Source organism: Curtobacterium sp. PhB128, assembly GCF_004340725.1.
GTDB lineage: Bacteria > Actinomycetota > Actinomycetes > Actinomycetales > Microbacteriaceae > Curtobacterium.
On sequence record NZ_SLUR01000015.1, the window covers coordinates 20624 to 40166 of the forward strand.

Sequence of the window (19543 nt, forward strand, 5' to 3'; positions counted from 1 at the left end):
GAGCATGCGGTCGGCGGCGCTCTCGCGACGCTTCGAGCGTCCACAGGCGTCGGGAGGGCATCGAATGTGACGCGCACCTCTCTTTGGACCCCGTCGAGCCGCGGGCCCCGTCCAACGCGGAAGATCGCCGCCTGGCGAACATGCGTTCGTATGGCTCCACTTCCTGCGCCCGAGCGCCTCGCCGCCAGACGGCTCCGGCTTGGAGGTGCTGCGCCAAATGCCCGGAGGAGCAACACGCTGCATTTGACGTCGCAAGCGCGTACCGCAGACAGCCGTCATGCTCCCCCGTTCGCGCGCGGCTCGCCTCGGCTTCGGCGTCAACGTCTCACCCGACGTGGTCGGGGGTCGGATCGAAGGTGAACGTCGGGGCCCAAGTAATCGGTTCGTCGATGATGCCGTGGGCTGCCAACCAATCACTCGCTTTTCTATCGAGGGCTTCAACGAGCGCTGGCGGCAGGGTCATACGACTGACTTGCTCTTCAGTATCCGTGTCGCTGATCATCCAGTACGGCGCTTCCGTCGGGCGAGATCCGGTCACACGACTCCAGAGCCAGAGCTGCAAATTCGCCCGCAGTCGCGGCTTCCGAGGCACTAAGTTGCGGAAGGTGGAATTTTGCCATGCCTTCACGTCCAGCAGCCCGCGGTAATTGAGCCTGCGTCGGCGGTCGTAATCGATTGGCGCCGGATGGGCGTCGATGTAATCCGCGAGAAGGCAGAGCCCTCGCAGGAGATCGGTTCGGGTGAAGTCGTCGATGGCGGCAAGGTCCGACAGGTTTGCGCTGCTGCTTCGGGTCATGAAATGTTCGGCAGCTTCGTCCTGGGTTCCTGGCCAGCCGGGCAGTAGGAGGGCGGTGGCGCAGGCGTACCGGAACTGTGGTTCGAGCCGATGGGACCGTGCGATGAAATGACTGGTGAACTCTCTCCACAGGAGTTGTGGAACGGAGTGCACGCGAGTGCGGAGCGTCCGTGGGTCGAGCGCGGGGCGAGGTCGAGGGGCGAGCGCGGTGTAGTAGCGCAGCCGGTAGTGATCGAGGTGGGTGCGGCTGAGGCGCCCCTGGATGTGTTGCATCAGCGCTGCGCTGACTTTGCCCCAGTGTTGTTCGAGCCGATCAGGAGTTGTGCGGTTGTCGAACTGGCGCGCGTAGTCGAGTACTGGGATGAAGAGACCGGAGGCCCCGCTGGTGTCAAAGTCGTCAAGCACTCGGACTGCGTAGGTGTGGAGAGCCGCGTCAATGACGGTGTTGAGGATTGGCATGACGGTTCGTACTCCAGCGCCTTCGCTGAACCCGACGAGTAATGTTTTGGGTATTGCCGCGACCTGCGCGATGCGGTCCAGATTATTCTCCGCAGCAACCGCACGGATGAGCGCTTCCACGTCCCGGAGGTACGTCATTAGGGACTGCGACGATTCGCCTCCTTCAATGCGAGCGAGGAGGAGGGCTTGGGCTCGCAGAATTGGATGTTCGGTAGGGAGCTGCTCGTGCTGACTGAGCCGCAGGTCCGCGCCACAGGTTCGCCCAAGCAGCGGTAGGTCCGTGGGACATCCCCATACCTGTCGCTCTTCGGAGCGTGTAGGAGGTGCAGCTGCGATCGCGTGCTGTCGCTCGGGGCAGGTGTCCAGGAGCAGAGTATTGTGCTTCAGGCACACGAAGTACCAGCGCAACCGCCACCCAATCTGCCACTGTCCGTTTTCCCGCAGGCATGATGGGCATACGCGGGTGTGGGTCTTGTTCCCGTCCACGGTCTGTCCGTGTCTGTCCCGTCGTACGCTGATGGTTCTGATGCCTCTTGCCTCGTATCGCGCCAGGGTCATCTCCGTGACGACGCGTTCGTCAATTTCAATCGACTCGGCGACCGCGCGCCGGTTGCCGTCTTCCATCGCGATTGACAGGTTTTGGTGGTCCTGAACTCCGAGGTGTTCTAGGAGCAGTTTGCGCGTCGTACCGAGGTCTTCCGCGTACCGCTGTATCCAACTGTCGAACGACTCGCCGTACCCGGGGTAGACGCGTAACGCCATTGCTCGCCGGGTCACGCCTCACCGCCAACCGCGTTGTGTTGCGAGGTCGCGGGGCGCTCGCGCGAGAACGTCAAGCGTGATTTGGTCATCGTTCTCATCAATGGCGATGTTGGCGGCGAACGATACGAGAGTCTGAAGGCCCCCCATGTAGCCGCCTGTCCACTCCCACAGTTGATCGGCGTGATCCGTCAGCATGCCGCGGACGTCCCTACCGAGAACGAGGCGACGCTCGAAGCCTTTGAGCACCTTCCGCCACTCCTCCATGTCCTGCTTGCTGCTGTACGGCAGCGGGTAGAGCAACGCCCCACCGTTCCGCTTCGTAGAGGGCGTCTGCGCGTATGAAGGTGCAACCCCTTCGTTGAGGAGCCCGGTGCGCTTCTCGAGATCAGCACCGATCATGAGGATCGTTGCCGGCAGCACGGTCGCCAGGTTCTTCAGGAGGTCGCCGAGGTTGTCGTGCTGCGCGCTCGAGTTGTTGAGATGGTGCACATCATCAAAGACAATTAGTTCGGTCTCACATCGAGTGGCCCACTTCTTTGCCTCGTTCACCAGGCGATACCCGGGCTCTCCTCGACCCTTGGTGAGCACGGCGGTTTTCTCTGCATTAAGATACTCACACATGAGTTCCGCCAAAGACTTCAACGTTGCGACGCCGTCGACGTCGATCCACATGACGGGAACCCGTTCGTCACCGCTGGCCGTCCGAAGATCACGGCCATTCTTCGTTCGCTCCCGGTACAGCTGGTACGCGACGTAGCGTGCGAGCGCTGTCTTACCTGTGGTCGATGGCCCGTCAATCCACATGCCGCGCCGCGGCCGTGGGTTGTAGGGGTTGTACTTGATGAGCAGCCGCAGGTCCGCGAGGGGCACGGCGGTCATTGATATCTCGATGTATTCCAGCTCACCATGCCACCGACGGCGGGCATCGTCGTATCTTGCCCTGCTCACCTGAGGCATGGCGGCGAGTTCGAACACAGGTATCGGATCGGGGCGGGAAAGCACGCGGAGCGCCGCCGCGGCGAAGCTCTCCTTCGTCTGAGGGTCGTGCGTGTCGGTGAAGATGGTTCGGTGCTTCGCCATGAGTGTGTTCTTCCTCTCTGACTGTAAGTAGAGCGGACGCTCAGCGCCGCGGTGACGGTTGATGAACGGTCCTGGCAAGGTGATCGGGTACTTCCTGCGGCCGGGTTGCGCGCGCTCGTACGCCGTGCGCGGCAAGCGTGTCGAAGCCTGAAGCGCGCCCGCTGGCGCGTGCGAGGCGCGTGTGCAATCGCGGGGAGAACAGCGGATTCCGCGTGGCATCGCCAAGCGCGGGTTTCGGGCTCGTCCGGTTCAGTAGCTTTCCTCCCAGTACGAATCTGCCGCCGGCTCTGTCGGAGCAATGGTCACCCCGGCCCTCTGGGTCTCTGTCTGCACTTCGATCCGGGCTGGGGCTTCTGAGCTGCGTAGATGCTTCTGCCGCGGCGCCGACTCTGCGCGGTGCTTCGGCCGGTTAGGAGACGTCCGGATGTGAACCTTCGAACGGAAGGTCTCAACAACTGTCTCGACAGTCCGGAGGGGCAAAGACCAGCCCATTGCGCGAAGCAGGATCGCGTCCTCGCGACGGGTGACACCGGCAGCATCCGCGAGATCATCAACCCAGGAGGCGAGCGCCTCGCCAACCATGCCCTGGCTGTCGCGGTGCACGTATTCCATTCCCCTTGGGCCGTGTAGCCGCGTAATAGAGTAGGTCAGCATCGATTGACTGAATGGCCCTCCATAGCTGTCAGAGCCGATCCAGCGGATCGAGTGCCATTTCCCGGTGGCAGGATGTTGGAAGTAGACATACTGTCGGTCCAGCGGGTTCACGGCAAGCGGCCATTTCCCGCCCTTGCTGACATAGCGGCTCTTGTGGCGGACGAACTGCTTCAGGACATCGGAGTCGTAGACGAGGTTGTCGATGTTTACACCGTATCGCTGGATTGTTACCCACTGGATGGGAAGCAGATCAATCGCGTCGATCGCCGAGTGATTCGCGAGCCGGACGCCGGACCGCAGAAGACCCTCGCGGAGCTTTTCCATCGGAGTGCAATTCGCTCCGGGGATACCATGTCGGTGGATGCCGGTGTGGACAGTGTGGTGGTAGAAGTTAGCCACCCAGCCGCGAACGATGTTGTCCAGCTCTTCAGCTGTCCATACAGCGTTGACGTCGGCCTTCCGGCCTCGTTTGCTTGGTTCCCCACCGGTCGATCCAAGGAGGCGCACCAGGAGAGACGTTCGAAGCGTACGGAATGACGCCTCAATTTGGGCCTTGTCGTCGGCTTTGAGGACGCGTCCACGAAGGATGTTTATTCCGAGGGCCCCACAAATCTGCGACATCTGCTCTGAGATGTAGATACTTCCGTTGTCAGTGACGATGGTCTCCGGGCGCACGCTGGGGACGATCTGGTCGTCGGCGTCGCCGTCGACTGCGAACTCTCCGGTCCTAGAATTGATAAGGAGGTAGTCGGGCAGACCGGCGTTGGGCATCGCTACACCGTTGTGGAACGCCCACGGGGCGCGACGAGGGTGGAGCAGATCGAAAAACAGCAGAGCGAGGTCCGTGCCGCCCGTTGCAATCGGGGCGACTCGAATCGCGAGGATGCAGCGTGAGTACAGGTCGAGCATCCACGTCAGCTCGAGCGAGTGCGCTTTCGCCGAGAACACGCTAAACGCTCGAACGTCGAGTCGGGTGGTGTCGACGAGGACAAACTCACCAGGTCGCGTTGGGTTGATTCTCCGGAACTCTTTCTTGCTGCTGTGGGCGATGCCCTCCTGGCGGGAGATGGCCGCGGTTAGAGTTCCCGCCGCCGCCAGCGTTTCTTTCGTTACTTGGTACCGGAGCGCCTTTTTGGGGATCCTGACCCTAATCCCTTCCGTATCTTCAATCCGCTTGATCCGCTGCTCGATGTCTTCGTGGAAGACCTGCGCAGTCAGCACTGACTCACCAGCGTCCTGCAAGATTCGCCCGTAGGCGCGGACCTCGTCGATGTACCGTGGGTCCACAGACGGGTGTGCAACGTGCCGCGAGATTTTCGGCTTGCCTATCGCACCGCGCCGATCCTTCCGCTTATACGCCCTGTATCGTGTCCACATCGTGCTCGCTGCGAGCTGGTACTTGGCGGAGAGGTGCGAGATCTTGGCGGTCTTCGTTCGCGCTGCAGCTGGATACTTATCCCGTTCCTCATCGCTCAGCCAATCCGGAAGGTCGCCGGTCTTCACCCACTCGAACTCGGCGCTCGCGACACGGTATTCGGTTCTCCAGGAGTCTGAGATAGTCTCCCAATCCGCGCGAGAATGCTGATATGGGTCGTGGGCCGCTTCTTCGTCAAACTCGAATCTATCCGAGGCTGCATAAGTGAGGTCGTCGATGGTGACTTCGAACGTAACGCCATTCAACATGCGTATGGTGGCTGCCTTGGCTGTATATGAAACGACTTCTGCGTCTCGACCGTCGACCTTGAGCTGCATGTCCCGCCGCAGCATCACCATGGGAGCGCCAATCCCGCGCCCGCGAGAACGGTTCGAGGGCCGCCATGCGCTAACGCACGTCCGTGAGCACTGGTCGCGTGGGCGACCCGTCCAGGCCCTTTGCGACCCGCTTGAGTCGCCGCTGAGCCCGCGCGCCGGTTGACGCCAGGTGTACCGACGTTCATTGATCTGACCATGTCGGGCCGCCAGCCGCCGCGAAGCGATCAGGCGCAGGCGGGTACAACAAGGTTCCAGCGTCCAGAGGAGCGGTCATGTCGATCCGAATCTGACCGGTCCAGATAGCGTGATCTATCGCGGGCCGCACGAACAGCGGAGGAGCGTGCCGGTCGAGAAGCTTCTCCTCCAGAGTGACGTAGCAGTCAGAGTCGAGGAGGCGCACTGCGAGCTGGGCGGTTGGCAGGTGCACGGAGCGCCTACTCCGAGCGCGCGACAGCCACGACAAGTTATCGAACACGGCACCGGTGAGTTCCGTCCAGACGCAGTGCTCCCAGCCCGCTGCGGCCACGGCCGATGCAGTATCGTCGAACACTTCCTGACTGTTGTCATCAATGCGCCCTTCGGGACGCACGTCGACCGCCCCGGCTGGTCGTCCTCGCCGGATCACGAGGTAGTCGGGTACGTGGCCGTGACACGGACGCCCTTTGGCCCGGAGCTTGAAGGGTTGTGAGGCGACCGCAATGATGTCCGGATCGAACTCTGCTACCAGCAAGAATCGACTCTCGTAGTTGAAGGACTCGGCGCCGATGAGTTGCTCTGCTGTGGGCCGACTCTCGCGATCAGGCAAGAGGGATTCGGTCCAGATCCAGCTGATGCGGTTGAGCGCGCGTGGGCGCGCTTTCAGCTTTCGCACGGGGCGGCCTCGCACGATGTCCCACGGATCGACCGACGCGATGTCGCTAACGTGTTGCGTTCCATCGGCGCCGTTGAATTGCAACGCGATGACGTGGTCGTCCGGAACGGTGCGACGCTTGGTCGCGTCCCAGCTTCCACGGATCTCGACGGGCAGGTACCGAGCCGCGATCAACCGTTCTTCCTCCTCCGAGTATCTGGCACCGTTGCCTGCCGCACGCAGGGGCGGCATCGACACGCTCCCAGCCGTCACCATGCTCCACCTCGACGCCGCGAACGCCACTCGTCCGGCGCGCTCCAACCCGCGGGCGGACGCCGGGCGCGATCCTCGGGGTCCGGATGACGGCGCCTCCACGTTTGACTGACCGCCTCTCCAACCCTCCTGCCTCCGTGCACACTCCCACCGTCGAAATACGGCACTTTGACTCCGATCCGTCCCGAAAACCTGGCATGGCGCGGTCAATATCTGACCAATCGGCGCTCGCGAGCCACGGTAACGAGACGCGCACGCTTCGCCAACCGACGTATTAGCGTGCTCTACGAATGCACAACGTGCTTTTCGCGACGGGAATCCCTTGCCGGGACTACGTATGGCAGCAAGGTGCTACGGAAACGAATCCGTGCAAGTTCAGCACCCTATGCCGCTAATCGCGACCACGGGCACAGCAGCATCCGGCGCGAGCCTCAAGAGAAACGCACGTCCACACCGTCCCCGTATCGAACAGAAATCTCTGCACTGCACTCCCGTGGTTCTACGCGTGCTCAGCGTGTCGCAGCTTGGTGCGCTAGTCGCACATGTCGGCGCGCGGCCGAGGCGGTCGGAATCTGACGGGCAGCAAGCGGTCAGTTCGTTGAGGAGGAGGGTTCGTTAGAGCAGGTACGGGCGATCCGGATCCAGTGCGCGACCGAACCTCGGCTCTCGCCCGTCTTATCTGCAATCTGTTGGGTAGACACGCCGCCGTCATTCGCCTCAAGCATCAAGCGACGTCTCTGCTGCTCCAACTCCCGGTACGTGGCGTTGACGGTCGCGATGCGTTGCAGGAGCCGTTGCGCTTCGCGGACCGATAGCTCCGATGAGCCTGGTTTTCGTTGCACCATCTTCGTTCTTCCCTCCGTCGTCAGGGCGTTGCGGCACCTTCGAGGGCATGCGAAGATGGCCGGGCCATTCCAGTGGCTCGACCGGTCTCGGTGTTCAACTCTCGTCCCGTTTCAGCGGGCACTACTTCTCAGGACGCAGCGCTTCCAGGCGCTGCGTCCTCCATGTTAGACGCGGGCGCCTCAGACTCCACGCTGCAGTTCTGAATGTTGAGCCCTTCGGAAGCCGTTCCGCACACCTATCGCGCACTCAGACCGATTTGTTCCAGAGGCGGGCGAGGGTGCCGCTGGCCAGCGCAAGCGACGATCGGCCGGTGCGGCTCGCTGAGGTGATGACCATCGCAGCCGGGATCACGAGGTCCGATGTGGGCAGTCGGGGCCTGCTACCCGACTGAACTGGTGTGGCGGCCCCATGGGGCGGTCAGGACGGGGTTCCGAGCGAACTGCGGCACGTGGCCGCGATGGCCTCGCTCGGGGATACCGAGGTCCTCGGCACGCTGGGGCGTCCGTCCTTCGAGTGGCGGCCCGTCGCCGTTCAGCGCCGACTGCGTCGACATCGGCGAGGCGGACGCAGTGCCAGCACGGTGCGCGTTCGACGGAGCCGCCCTCTAGCTGGCTCAATGCCGTCCGGCATCGCTGCGCTTCTGAGATGCGGGGCGCGGATACGTTGACCACCGCATTTATGAGGTCGAAGTGGCCCATCGCTTCTTGCTCGGTGCGCAGCTCCGTGACCCAGCCCTAGCGATCGACACGCACCAGGCATGCGTAGCCGCGTTTGGTGACGCCGGAAGCGTGCGGATCGGCTCAATTGACGAGGAGGACCCGCTGTACCGCGTATTCGATCGCGACGAAGTGATCGACAGTGCTCACGCTCGATCCCTCCCAGCTTGGAGGGCTATGGGACCGTCTCTCGCAGAAGTCATCACAAGCGCATCCAGTCAGAAGATCCACTAGCGCGCGGCGCGGCCCTCGACTGGGAGTCCAGGCCCACCCTCTTTGTTCACCGCGCCCGGGCGTTGTGGCCGACCGACGAAGGGGCGAGTGCTCGTTGCATCCTGCTCACACTCTGCCGATGGGCGTCCGCCGATTGGTGGACAGACAACCGATCGATACCGACAGAGGCTGAGGGCACCTCGGCTGATCGCTCGGGGAGCGCCGCGGCGGCGCTCCTGATCCGCGCCGCCGCGGCCAGAGCGGTGCTGCACCGTCCACGGCGGTGCAGGACCGCCTTGCCGAAGCGGTCCGCAAGTCTCTCGTTCAGCGAACGCAGCTGAGGGGGATGTCCCAGTACTTGGGTTGTTCGTACTCGCCCGCCCAGCCTCGCCGCATCCGTGCGGCGGCACGGTCGAACGCGTCTACGACGTCGGTGTCCGGTGTGAGCAGGGACTGCAGGCGCAGTCCGTCGCAAAGCGCTAGCAGCTGCTGCGCTCCACAGGCCGGGTCCTTGGTTATCGGTTCCCGCCCGGCCCGCACATCTGCGGCGGGAGCCGCTCGGATCGTCGCTCGGAACTCCAGGTATGCCGACCGGTAGTAGCCCGCTCCGTCAGCTGAGGGGTCGGTTGCGGTGACCAGGGTCGACGCGATGAGACGCATCAAAGCCCGCTCCTCAGCGTGCACGGCGAGCAGGGCATGCAGGTACGTCACGGTGCCATCTTCGGCACCCAAGGCATCCTCATTGCCTGGCTCGCGACCGCGATTTGGTTCGGTGCAGCGCACCTGCCGACGACCTACGGGTGGAACTTCGCGCAGGCGTTCCTGATCATCGGCATCGCACGACTGGTACTCACGCTCGCCTACATCCGCACGAAGAACATCGCGGTCAGCACCGGCGCGCACATCATCAACGACTGGGTCCTCTTCACCGGCGCGATCATCGGGGCCGCAGTGAGCACCTGAAAGTCGCAGCACCGGAACATTTCTGCAGCCCACCTACGTCTCGGTAGCCGATCGGTTATCGAGACGTAGAGTCGGAAGGAACTGTGAACCTTGGCTCGTGCGGTCAAATTGAGTGTCAAAATCCGCTGATCACCGTGAACGGTCCAGGCGTGCGACATGGGTTCCACCTATGGTGGATCCATGCCCGAGATGCAGTCTGCTCAGGCGGCGCCAGGTCGCCGCCGACGAAGCCGCACACGATGACCGGGGCCGTCACCACGTCGTCGAAGACGCCAGCCATGGGGGGCAGATTCCGGTACGAGACGGACCTCGTCGACGCGCTCGCACCTGTTGTGGCGCACTCCGTCTTTCGGCGGGGAGATCCCGACGTCGTCACTCTCCGGGAAGTCCCCGCAGTGCGGGGGGTGCCGGATCTGGTGATGATCCGATTCGACCCGACCGTGCTCGAGGCGCGCGCCGAACACGCGGTCAAGCCCTTGAGTAGTGATCGTGAGGTGCGGATCGTGCAGCTTCTCCGACGAGCGGGCAGCCTTAATCGCGGCGACATCGCTCGAGCAACGGGGCTGCCACTGGAGTACCTCCGGCGCTCAGCACTGCCGATGCTGGAGCAGCTCGGGTGGCTACAGATGCACGCCGGAGACGTCCTGCTTTGCCCGGGCACAGCGCCATTGGGCCGACGCGTCGTCACCGTCGAGGCGAAGCTGCGCGACTGGTTTCGTGCATTCAACCAGGCCCGCGACCAGTTCCACTCCGCCGACGCGGCATACATCGCACTCGACGAACGCGCCGGCGGGCCGCTGCAGGACCAGGTGGACGCCATCGCTCAGCGTGGAGTCGGCGTGATCCTGGTCAACGCCGACACGAACCGGCACCGCGTCATCGCGCGCCCGCATCGAGTGCTCGACCGCCGGATGACCTCAGTTGGTCGTGAGCTGCTTTCCGAGCGAAGCCACGCTCTCTGGTCACGCGGAGAACGCTCTGGGCAGGTGTCACCCGTGTTCGGCTGGTATCCGCCGACCAGCACACCTCACAACTGACCTGCAGGAACCACGCTGGGCGTGGTTGGTCAGCGGACCGTTTGCCAGACCGGGAGGTGGGTTGGGCTGTTGGCCCCGGCCGGCTTATCGACCTGTGCCAGTGCGTTTACCCATCCCTGCCCGCGATCGATCGCACGGTGCGCGAAAGCGGCACGGCCCGCACGCTGCATCTTGGCCTGCAGGTTCCCGACCGCGTTGAGGTAGTGCAAGCCGGCGACCGGTTTGGAGTGCCCGTCCGTGGCGATCTCATCGAGGAACCTGGTCCGGAAATCGCGGTGTCCAGGGAGGGTTCGGAGACGGTCGAAGACGGCGGCGTCCATCGTGTGCAGCAGGAACCGGTCGAAGATCCGCGGGATCTCTTTCGGGGGTGTCTGCCCGGGTCGGCGACCCATTCGCCGTGCTCGCGCAAAGGTCTGATCTGCAGCTGAAGCACCGGTCGAGAACCCTGCAGCGCCGAACGCACCCATGAGCCACCCAGTGAGGGACGCGTTGGCGAGGAACAGCTTCTTATCTTCGAGCGCAGCAGTCTCGGTGAGGAGGCGGTACCCGCGGAGGATGTCCGGGTCAGCGAGCTGGCCATAAGAGTTCGCCGATTCTGGCCACCAGAAGCGCAGGTACCAGTGCTGCTCGTTCGATTCCACGATCTCGCGAAGCAGCAGGTTCCGTAGCTCCCGGTTGATCAGCCACTCCTTGTCCATCGTCAGGTTGACGAACATGGGACCGTCTTCCACGACTGCTCGGCTCGCGCGAACGACTAGCATCGCCTGGTCCAGCGCGGCTGCGGCGTTGATCGTCCCGACCCACCCGGTGGCCGAGAGTGCCACGGTGGCGCCCACCCGGTACTGAGCCTGGATGACGCTGCGGATCCACGCCGGGTCCACGGTGGTGGGGAGTGTGTTGTAGAACGTGAAGGTGGGATCGCGCCGCGCAGGCTCGATCGTTGCCATCCCTTCCCAGGTGGAGAGCGGGTGGCGGAACAGAACGGGGTCTGCGATCCGAAGCGGGACGGCGCCGACCGAGGAGAAGTACTTGTCGATCGCGGCCTCGGTGTTGCCCCACATCTTCATCGCAGTCCCGACGCCGAGCTTCTTCCCGTGATCGATCATGAGCGCGTCGAACACCTCCGGAAGCCGATGCATGTGCTGTGCGCTGCGCTGAGTGATGAAGGTGGGCGCCTTTCCGCGGAGTATGCGATTCAGGGAAGCGGTGGTGGATTGGTCAGTCACTTGGCAGCCTTTCGGAGGTCCTTCAGAGCACGCTTCGCGGTGCCGCGCTCGAACGCGTCCTCGCTGAGCAGTCGGAGAACCACGTCGTGGAGCGCATCGGGGATATGCGCGGGAAGCGCTCGAGGAGGTCCAGTGATCTCTTCTGCAACCTCGTCTTCCGTTTTCCCACTGAGGGAGGTGATGTACGGGTGCTGACCGGTCAGGACAGTGAAGAGGATCACGCCGCAGGCCCACAGGTCGGAGCTCTTCCGAGCGCGTTCGCCGCGCAGCTGCTCCGGCGCCATGAACAGCAACGACCCGACTCGTTGCGGGTAGCGCGTCATTGTCATCTCCGTGGCGGCTTTGGAAAGTCCCAGGTCGATCAGGACCGGGCTTGCCCAGCTGCCGTCACGCAGCATGATGTTCTCAGGCTTCAGATCCCGATGCACCCGCTCTGCGGCGTGCAGCTGCGCAACCGCGTGCAGCAGCTCGATGGCGAACGCGACGGCGTCCACGTGCCCAGGAACACCGTCCGCGGCCAGGTTGTCCTCCACACTGCCACCGGGCAAGTACTCGCAAAGCAACGCGGTGTAGTCGGTATCAGCGATGGAGATTGTGCGAACCTCGTGCAAGCCCATGATCCGGCGGCTCGAGATGTCCGTCAGGCCCGCGATCTCACGCTCCACCAACCCGGGGTGGAAGTTGTGAGGCTGCAAGAACTTCACGGCCACCGAACGTGGCTCACCGTCTATGAGGACACCGTCAACGCGCCATGTCTCCCCAAATGTTCCGGCGCCGAGGAACGTCGATGTTGTTCCCCCCACCGCGGTTGCGGCGTCTGCCGGCATCAGTGTCGGCTGGTTCACGAGTCGCCCCTGTCTGATCACTCAGCCTTCATATTGATGCATCGTCAACAACGACGTCTAGGCCACGAACGGGGGACATCAGTCAGTGGCCGGAGGTGCCCGTAAGCCGGTCGTCTACCGAACGCCACCTCGGTCGCTCTTCGTCGTTCCGGTAGAGAATCGGCTACCGCACACGTGCGGGCGTTTCTGGAGCCCGCCAGGATCCGGGGATCTCGGTGTCTCAACAGACCCGCCCGGCGATGCGCCCGGTGACGGTTCCCTCAGTGAGACACGGCGGGGCTTCTCGTGGCACGCACTCCTGGTCAGGACTCGAGGGTGTCGGTCTCCGTCGCCAGTGCGGCTGCGAGGTCGGCTTCCGACGGCAGAGCCGCGCGTACCGCGGGCGGGAGGAGGTCGTAGCTGGCGACACCGATCGGGGTCTGCTGTCCCGCGAGGGAGTACCGGACGACGACGTCGTTCTTGTCCGCGACCAGCAGCAGCCCGACCGTGTCCCCATGCTGGGGTCGGCCGAGCTTGTCGTCGACGAGGGCGACGTAGAAGCCGAGCTGTCCGAGGTACTCCGGCCTGAACTTCCCGGTCTTGAGCTCGACGACGACATACCGGAGCTGCTCGACGTGGAAGAACAGCAGATCGACGTAGAAGTCGTCGCCGTCGACGTCGAAGTGCACCTGCCGGCCGACGAACGCAAAACCCTCTCCGAGCTCGCGGAGAGTGTCGATGATCCGGCCGACCAGTGCCTGCTCGAGGTGGCGTTCCTTCGCATCACCGTCGAGAGCGAGGAAGTCCAGCACGTACGGGTCCTTCGTGATCTGCTGCGCCAGATCCGAGTCCCCCGGCGGGAGGGCCTCAGCGAAGTTCGTCGGCGCCGCCTGGAGCCGGGTGTGTGCCTCGGACCGGATCTGGTGCTCAAGGACGTTCCGCGACCACCCGTGCACGGCCGCCTGGCCTCCGTACCAGTCGCGGAGCTCGTGGTCATCGAGCCGGTCAAGGAGGACCGTGATGTGGCCCCAGGGCAGTTGTGCAACAGCCTGTTGCAGAATCTGCTCGTCCGGCCAGGCTGCTGCGAACGCGCGCATGTAGGCGAGGTTCCGCGGAGAGAAGCCCTTCATCTCCGGGAACTCAGCACGCAGATCCGCCGCGAGCCGGCCGATGACGTTGCTCCCCCACCCCTCGTCACCCTGGCGCTGCAGGATCGTCGCACCGATCCCCCAGTACAGACGAATGAGTTCGGTATTCACGCGGCGCTGCGCCGCAAATCGGGCAGCACGCACTTGCTGCTTCAGCTCGGCAAGAGCAGCGGCATACCCGGATACGGCTGGCGACGAATCAGACATCACCGCTCAGTCTGCCCGACCAGCCGATCGGAACAAGAACGAACGAAGCGTTCTACGGGATCAGCTATGCCAGGGTGGAGAGGATCCCCGAGCGAAAGGCGGCCTCCCATGGCGCAGAAAGTCACCACGCACCTCGTCGACGACCTCACCGGCCACACCATCGAAGACGGCAAGGGCCGCACCGTGTCCTTCTCCTTCGATGGCGGCCACTACGAAATCGACCTCACCGACGACAACGCAGACGCGCTCCGCGAAGCGTTCTCCGACTACATCGCCGCCGCACGCAAGGTCACCAGCCGCGCTGGCCGCACCAGTGTCGGCAGCGCGCCGAAGCGGGGTAACTCGGAAGAGCTCGCGAAGATCCGCGAATGGGCCAACGCGAACGGCCACGAAGTCTCCTCCCGCGGCCGCATCAGCCAGGCCGTCCGCGACGCATACGACGCCGCACACTGACGCCACTCCCCCACGAAAAGAGCCGGGCGCCCTCGAAGGCGGCCGGCTCTTCTCATTGGCGCCGATACGGCGCTTTTATGCCAGTTGCGCCGCCCTAACCTTTGCTTCGCAATCCTGGTCAGTCATGAATGACGTCCTCGAGAAGATCATCGTCTTCCGCGCCAGACATCGTCTCACCTGTGGTGATGTGGCGAAGACGGTCCGCCAACCTCCTCCTCACGACCTGGATTTGGGGGTCGCCGTTGTCGCCTTCGAACTGCGAGAGCAAGGCGATTGCATCATCCACGGCACCATAATCATTGAATCTCTCAGCTAGAGATAGTCCGATGTCACCAAGTGTCCGATAACTATACAGGTCGGCCCCATACTTTTCGATACAAGTACGAATGATATTCTCGGCATCCAACAGAATCGCGCGTCGATCCGACTCTTCAACCAGTGTGATGGTTTCCGACTTTCGTAGCGCCACCTGCGCCTTATACCTCTGCAATACCGCGTCGGGGCCGACTGCGCGTTCGGCGGTGGCGATCTCGTTACTCGCTTCGGGGAGCATGTCACGGGACAAAAACAGTTTGGCAAGCCGCCGGCGCGGAGTTCTATGCGAAGGAATAGCCTCGATCAGACGCCGGTATGCAGCAATTTGATCCCCGAAGCTAGTAAGCCGGTTGATACCCAACTCTTCCGTCGCCAACGCAACGGCAGTTTCTAGCTCGATACCCACACTCGGATTGAGCCCGTCAATTAGGTCAAAGAACAAGTTTTTGATCTCGGCCTGGTCCGCAAACTTGACCCTCGTTATGACTGTCGCAATGACATCGTGACGAGTTTCCCATCCGAAGATGCCGCGTCGACTATCAACCGCGCGCTCAAAGACCACTCCTTCCAGTCGAGCGAGGATCGTGTCCAACGAGGTAACATCCAGCCCCAATAGGCGAAGGATGAGCTGACGGTGAACGTGACCTCCCAGCGCTTGCACGGCAGCAACATATCGATAGACCTCTTGGCCAGCCTCTTCCAACCCGAAGTATTCCTGCAATAGGATGTCGTCCAGGTTGTCGTTGGCGAATATGTTCTTTAGGCACACGAACATCTCGGAGCTACACTTGTTGCGTAGCTTTGAAAGGCGCTCACCTCTGCTCAGCGCCAGGAAGCTCTGCTCTACTAGCTGCTTGATTTCGGGACGGCGATCTAGCAGAGCAACGAGCTCTTCGAGGTCGTTGCGCTCAAGGACCGACAAGCGAATGCTGCTCCCCCGCGCAAAGAAGCCGCGCGATTTCCGCGAAACCTTCCATCGTCCAGCATCCACTGTAACGATGACTCTGAGACTCGGGCGTTCCAAGGCATGAAGAGCATCTACAAGCTTGTTGACCTCGCGCAAGTGACGAAAACAATCATCAACGAGGAGCACGCCATCTTTTCCAGTTTCGCGCAAACGCTTCTCGGCAGCTAGCCATCCCTCGACATCCAATGGCGCATCCGGTTTGTGCTCCCAAGCGGGCACTTCTCGTTGAGCGAGTTCGAGCATGAAGGCACGAGCCAAGGTGGTCTTACCTACGCCTCTAGCCCCTTCGATGACATGGAAAAATCCGCGGGCGCCCTTGAACGATTCGCGCATACGGTGCTCCGCTGCGCGAGAGATCGTCAGGCCTTGCTTGACGTCAGCGTAGGAAGCCGGCGACCCATTGAACAGCCTGGTGACGTTCGGCTCCAGCGCGACCGCATGCCCTACGTCGACAGTCGTTAGCACAAGCGCTGGAGAAAGCAGCGAGGTGCTGGTCGACGTGGAGTGGACGACGTTTCGCCGCGTTTTCCCGACATCGATCAGTGAGAGAAGGAATTTGTCGAGGTCGGCATGCACCACTTCCAGACCCAGCCGCGTGTACAGTTCCGCTCGATCTGGATCGAACTCGTGCACTAGAAGAAAGATGCGGGTACTTACACCCTCGGTTCGAAGGGCGGTGACGCGTCGCGCGAGATCCTTAAGGTGCCTATCCGCTAGCGATTGACCGACAATCACCGTGTCAGCCGTGAACATATCGGTCCGCAAAGAATTGAATAGCGTTTGACGATACTTCTCAAAGTCGTCGTAGTCGCTTTCCGTTATGAGCATGCGACTCTTGTGCCCGTCAGCGGAGTCCTGGGAGACACAGCCATGGATCTTGTACAGAGAAGTCACGTCGACCGCCCTGGGCTGGCCAATGTCAAAGTTTGAGCGGTAGATATCAAGACGCCGCCCATGGCGTCGGTACGACTGCTCAACCAGCGTGTCAAAGTTCGTGGTGTAGATCGACAGCCAATCGAACTCGGGGAGAGCCAAGAGGCCAGCAGTGGGCTTGAGTTCGGAAAGGGCGGCGCGTACTTCTGTAACGAGTGCAAGGCGACCTTTGCGGTTCTCAACGAGTTGAGCGACCTCCGCCAGATCGGCCCCATCGGGCTCGGGCTGCAGCAGACTGCCGATCCTTCGGGCAAGAGCCGCTCCGCTCGGTGCTCCCGACGGGATTGATGCGCCGGCACCAAATAGCAGCGTCGTGCGCGTGGGAGTAAGGGTCTGCGCTAGCTCGTGAACGTCCATGGTCACCCCTGTGGTCGGGTTTGGGAACCCCTTGATGATCGGCCGTGACGGCCGCAGATGTGAAAACGATAGCCGCTCATGCACCCCTCCGAGCCCTCGCTCACAGACGTGCGGTCCGGAGCGCCTCCGGCCGTACACATGAGCAGAAACGTCCAGCGTGCGGGGACCGCCCGGTCATGGCGGGATTAGCTATGAAACCGCCCTTGAGGCGCTCCGGACTGTGTTGCTCTGAGGCATGCCCCAACGCCACGGCCCCGGTGTGGTTGAGAACCGCGGCCATGGGGTCGGTTCACGGACTTCCGCGACAGATCCGGTCTTGGCTCTAGACATCTCGCAACACCCCGTGCGCATCGGTCGCACGGACCGCGCGGTGCCCGACGGTCAGCCGGACGTCTTTCGACGCCGGCCCGCGACTGGCTCGCTCTCGCGTCGGAGCGCCCGGTACACCGTGGTCCTACTGACTCCGAGAACATCGCCGATCTGCGCGACAGTCATGTCCTGTTGCTCATACAGGCGCCTGGCAGTTCGCACCTGATCGGCCGACAGCCGAGGCGGCCGACCGCCGTTCCGCCCTCGAGCTCGAGCGGCCGCGAGGCCGGCGTGTGTGCGTTCTCGGATGAGATCCCGCTCGAACTCGGCCAGGGCGGCGAAGACGTGGAACACGAGCCGGCCGGGTGAGGTTGTGTCGATCGTCTCTTGCAGGGATCGGAACCCGACACCTCGCTCCCCCAGCGCCTGCAGCTGGTCGATCAGATGCCGGATGGATCGCCCGAGCCGGTCGAGCCGCCACACGACGAGAGTGTCACCTGGTCGAAGCTGATCGAGCAGTTTGGTGAGCTCCGGACGGTGCTCGAGCGATCCGGACATTGTGTCGACCCACACCCGGTAGCATCCGGCAGCGTTCAACGCGTCGAGCTGCAGCGCCGCGTCCTGATCGGTTGTCGATACCCGCGCGTACCCGAGAAGCTCACCCATGGCTCAGAACGTAGCGGAACCCGTCGGACGTCGGTGGAAACGGCACGTAGATACCGGCACTGAGTTGCGCTACGTGGATGGTCGGCGCGGCGCGCTCTTCGAAACCCGGCGCAAGCGATGTGCCATAAACGGAGGTTTGTGCTACAAGTCGATGATAGAGCTCTCCTCGTCGATGGAGGGGGCGTGTTTTTGAGTCCGGCTACTTCTTGCGAAGTGCCTTCGCCCGCTGCACCCGAGCAAGGCGGCGGGCTGCCTTGTCGCTCAGGATCGGCCATACGTGGCGGATCGCGATCGCGATGAACAGCACCGCGAGTGCGAAGCCGACCGCGTAGGCAGCGGGGGCGGGGATCTCAATCGACAGCTGGAGCATGGAACCTCCACCGTTCGATCTGTCAGCTGGGCGGCTGACTCTCGATTCGTGCACTGTGCACGTCCGAGGACTGTGGCCTCCGTGAGGAGGGCGCGGGAGTACCCGCTCGGATGACGCGTTCCTGCTGCGCGGGTCGCGATGGGACTTCTGGGCACAAAAAAACCGACCCGAGGGCCGGTTGGTTGCGCGCACTATGAACGCATGAGCAGTCTGACACAGGTTGCGGACATTGGGCAAGGTGCCTGTCCGGCGGGGCACTTCATATGCCGCTTACGAGACGTCATGCGAGCGGATCCCGCGCCGGTTGCACTCATTCGAGTGGACTGAACGAAAGGCGCACGCATGACGTCCTGGTGGGATCGCACCGATCCGACAGACCGCCCGGAACTCACGAACCGCGCTCCCGCGGGGCTCCTCGAATCATGGTGGAACGTCATTGCGGGGGCCGCGTTGCTCGTCGGCTGGCCGGTGATCGTGCTCAGCGGCGGCTTCAGTCCAGCGCGCATCGCTTTCGCCCTGGTCGGCCTGGCGGTAATGGTGGCGATCGAGCTCGTCTTCTTGCGGAAACTTCTTCAGCGGATCGCAGGGACGCGAGCCCTTCGAGCGGAGCGCGCCGACGAGGAGTGAGAGCGATGCACGATGGCCGATCGGCTTACGGGCGGCCGTTCCGAGTCGGATCCCCATGAGCGGACCAGTGCCAGCACTATCGGAGCGGAGACGATCGGCGTGAAGGTCAGACCCTCGACGTCGGGTCCTCGCCGAGCTCGTGGACGGGTTACCGCAGACCACGTCATTCGCTAGCTTCGGATGAGGGAGGCGGAGATGACGAGTCCGGGATGGTTGGGGGCGGTGAGCTGCGCGCTCCTCGTGCTCGTCGTCAACACTGCAATCTTGGGGGTCGTGTCGATCGCGAGCAATGAATTGGGTCGGAATCACGCAGCTGGCATCCGGCTGCCGTCGCTGATGCGCAGCGACGAGGCCTGGCGAGCCGGCCACCTGGCTGCGCGGAAAGCCATGCTGCCGTTCTTGATCGCAGCGGCGGTCGTCGTGGTCATCTCGATCCCAACGCAACTGGCGCCAGCGTTCTACGTCGTTCTGCTTGGGCTTTCCCTCACCTGCACGCTGGCCGGTCTCGGCGCAGGCACGCTGACCGCGTCACGAGCAGCTCGCCGAGTTGCACCGCGGGCGCAGTAGGGGATCGGCTACCGGGAGGTTCCAGGAGACGCTCTGGCACGATCCTGGTCGCACTCGTCTCAGACGAGCGACCGGCCACCGCCGGGTGAACCACCCGACGGCGGTCGCCGCGCGCACATGTTGGCCGCGCGCCCCGTTTGCCGATCAGTCGGTTACCCCGGGTGACGCCATCT

General features: G+C 63.1%; 16 protein-coding genes. 5 read left to right on the plus strand and 11 right to left on the minus strand.

What is annotated here, in order from left to right:
* Positions 1–325 precede the first annotated feature (325 nt).
* From EDF23_RS19680 to EDF23_RS18530, 5 genes are all read right to left on the minus strand, one after another.
* Entirely contained in the window at positions 326–1375 is a 1050-nt protein-coding gene (locus EDF23_RS19680) for a hypothetical protein (protein WP_243648988.1), read from the minus strand.
* A 660-nt stretch (positions 1376–2035) separates the two neighbouring features.
* Complete coding sequence (locus tag EDF23_RS18515) at positions 2036–3097, minus strand: AAA family ATPase (RefSeq protein ID WP_165901205.1); 1062 nt, start codon at positions 3095–3097, stop codon at positions 2036–2038.
* 249 nt (positions 3098–3346) lie between these two features.
* Entirely contained in the window at positions 3347–5503 is a 2157-nt protein-coding gene (locus EDF23_RS18520) for a DDE-type integrase/transposase/recombinase (protein WP_165901206.1), read from the minus strand.
* Positions 5504–5684: 181 nt separating this feature from the next.
* Positions 5685–6611, minus strand: a complete 927-nt coding sequence (locus EDF23_RS18525) for a hypothetical protein (RefSeq protein ID WP_131922742.1) — start codon at positions 6609–6611, stop codon at positions 5685–5687.
* Positions 6612–8725: 2114 nt separating this feature from the next.
* Complete coding sequence (locus EDF23_RS18530) at positions 8726–9112, minus strand: TetR family transcriptional regulator C-terminal domain-containing protein (protein WP_123340986.1); 387 nt, start codon at positions 9110–9112, stop codon at positions 8726–8728.
* Between EDF23_RS18530 and EDF23_RS18535 the strand changes: the two genes are divergently transcribed.
* Entirely contained in the window at positions 9098–9364 is a 267-nt protein-coding gene (locus tag EDF23_RS18535) for a CPBP family intramembrane glutamic endopeptidase (RefSeq protein ID WP_131922743.1), read from the plus strand. The two genes, EDF23_RS18530 and EDF23_RS18535, sit on opposite strands and share 15 nt — an antisense overlap.
* Before the next feature lie 239 nt (positions 9365–9603).
* The gene (locus EDF23_RS18540) at positions 9604–10401 is read left to right on the plus strand and encodes a hypothetical protein (RefSeq protein ID WP_123340987.1); all 798 of its coding nucleotides are present in this window, start codon (positions 9604–9606) and stop codon (positions 10399–10401) included.
* Positions 10402–10430: 29 nt separating this feature from the next.
* On the opposite strand, the gene EDF23_RS18545 is transcribed toward EDF23_RS18540, so the two are convergent.
* The 3 genes from EDF23_RS18545 to EDF23_RS18555 all read right to left on the minus strand — a co-directional run bounded on the left by EDF23_RS18545 (position 10431) and on the right by EDF23_RS18555 (position 13806).
* The gene (locus tag EDF23_RS18545; protein ID WP_123340988.1) at positions 10431–11627 is read right to left on the minus strand and encodes a hypothetical protein; all 1197 of its coding nucleotides are present in this window, start codon (positions 11625–11627) and stop codon (positions 10431–10433) included.
* Positions 11624–12472 (minus strand): serine/threonine-protein kinase, encoded by an 849-nt coding sequence (locus EDF23_RS18550; protein WP_131922744.1) that lies wholly within the window; start codon positions 12470–12472, stop codon positions 11624–11626. The genes EDF23_RS18545 and EDF23_RS18550 overlap by 4 nt, the downstream gene beginning before the upstream one ends.
* 302 nt (positions 12473–12774) lie before the next feature.
* Complete coding sequence (locus tag EDF23_RS18555; RefSeq protein WP_165901207.1) at positions 12775–13806, minus strand: PDDEXK nuclease domain-containing protein; 1032 nt, start codon at positions 13804–13806, stop codon at positions 12775–12777.
* Between the two features lie 108 nt (positions 13807–13914).
* Here EDF23_RS18555 and EDF23_RS18560 point away from each other — a divergent pair, with 108 nt between their 5' ends.
* On the plus strand, positions 13915–14259 hold the full coding sequence (locus EDF23_RS18560) for an Lsr2 family protein (RefSeq protein ID WP_123340990.1): 345 nt from the start codon (positions 13915–13917) through the stop codon (positions 14257–14259).
* 118 nt (positions 14260–14377) lie between these two features.
* On the opposite strand, the gene EDF23_RS18565 is transcribed toward EDF23_RS18560, so the two are convergent.
* From EDF23_RS18565 to EDF23_RS19405, 3 genes are all read right to left on the minus strand, one after another.
* The gene (locus tag EDF23_RS18565; protein ID WP_131922745.1) at positions 14378–16831 is read right to left on the minus strand and encodes an SIR2 family protein; all 2454 of its coding nucleotides are present in this window, start codon (positions 16829–16831) and stop codon (positions 14378–14380) included.
* A 381-nt stretch (positions 16832–17212) separates the two neighbouring features.
* Positions 17213–17806: a recombinase family protein gene (locus tag EDF23_RS18570; RefSeq protein WP_131922746.1), complete on the minus strand. Its 594-nt coding sequence runs from the start codon at positions 17804–17806 to the stop codon at positions 17213–17215.
* A gap of 199 nt (positions 17807–18005) precedes the next feature.
* Complete coding sequence (locus EDF23_RS19405; protein WP_165901208.1) at positions 18006–18176, minus strand: hypothetical protein; 171 nt, start codon at positions 18174–18176, stop codon at positions 18006–18008.
* A gap of 342 nt (positions 18177–18518) precedes the next feature.
* Between EDF23_RS19405 and EDF23_RS18575 the strand changes: the two genes are divergently transcribed.
* Both EDF23_RS18575 and EDF23_RS18580 read left to right on the plus strand, forming a co-directional pair.
* Complete coding sequence (locus EDF23_RS18575) at positions 18519–18803, plus strand: hypothetical protein (RefSeq protein ID WP_123340993.1); 285 nt, start codon at positions 18519–18521, stop codon at positions 18801–18803.
* A 195-nt stretch (positions 18804–18998) separates the two neighbouring features.
* Positions 18999–19370 carry an SdpI family protein gene (locus tag EDF23_RS18580; RefSeq protein ID WP_165901209.1) on the plus strand — a complete coding sequence of 124 codons (372 nt, stop codon included), beginning with the start codon at positions 18999–19001 and terminating at the stop codon, positions 19368–19370.
* Positions 19371–19543: the final 173 nt, after the last annotated feature.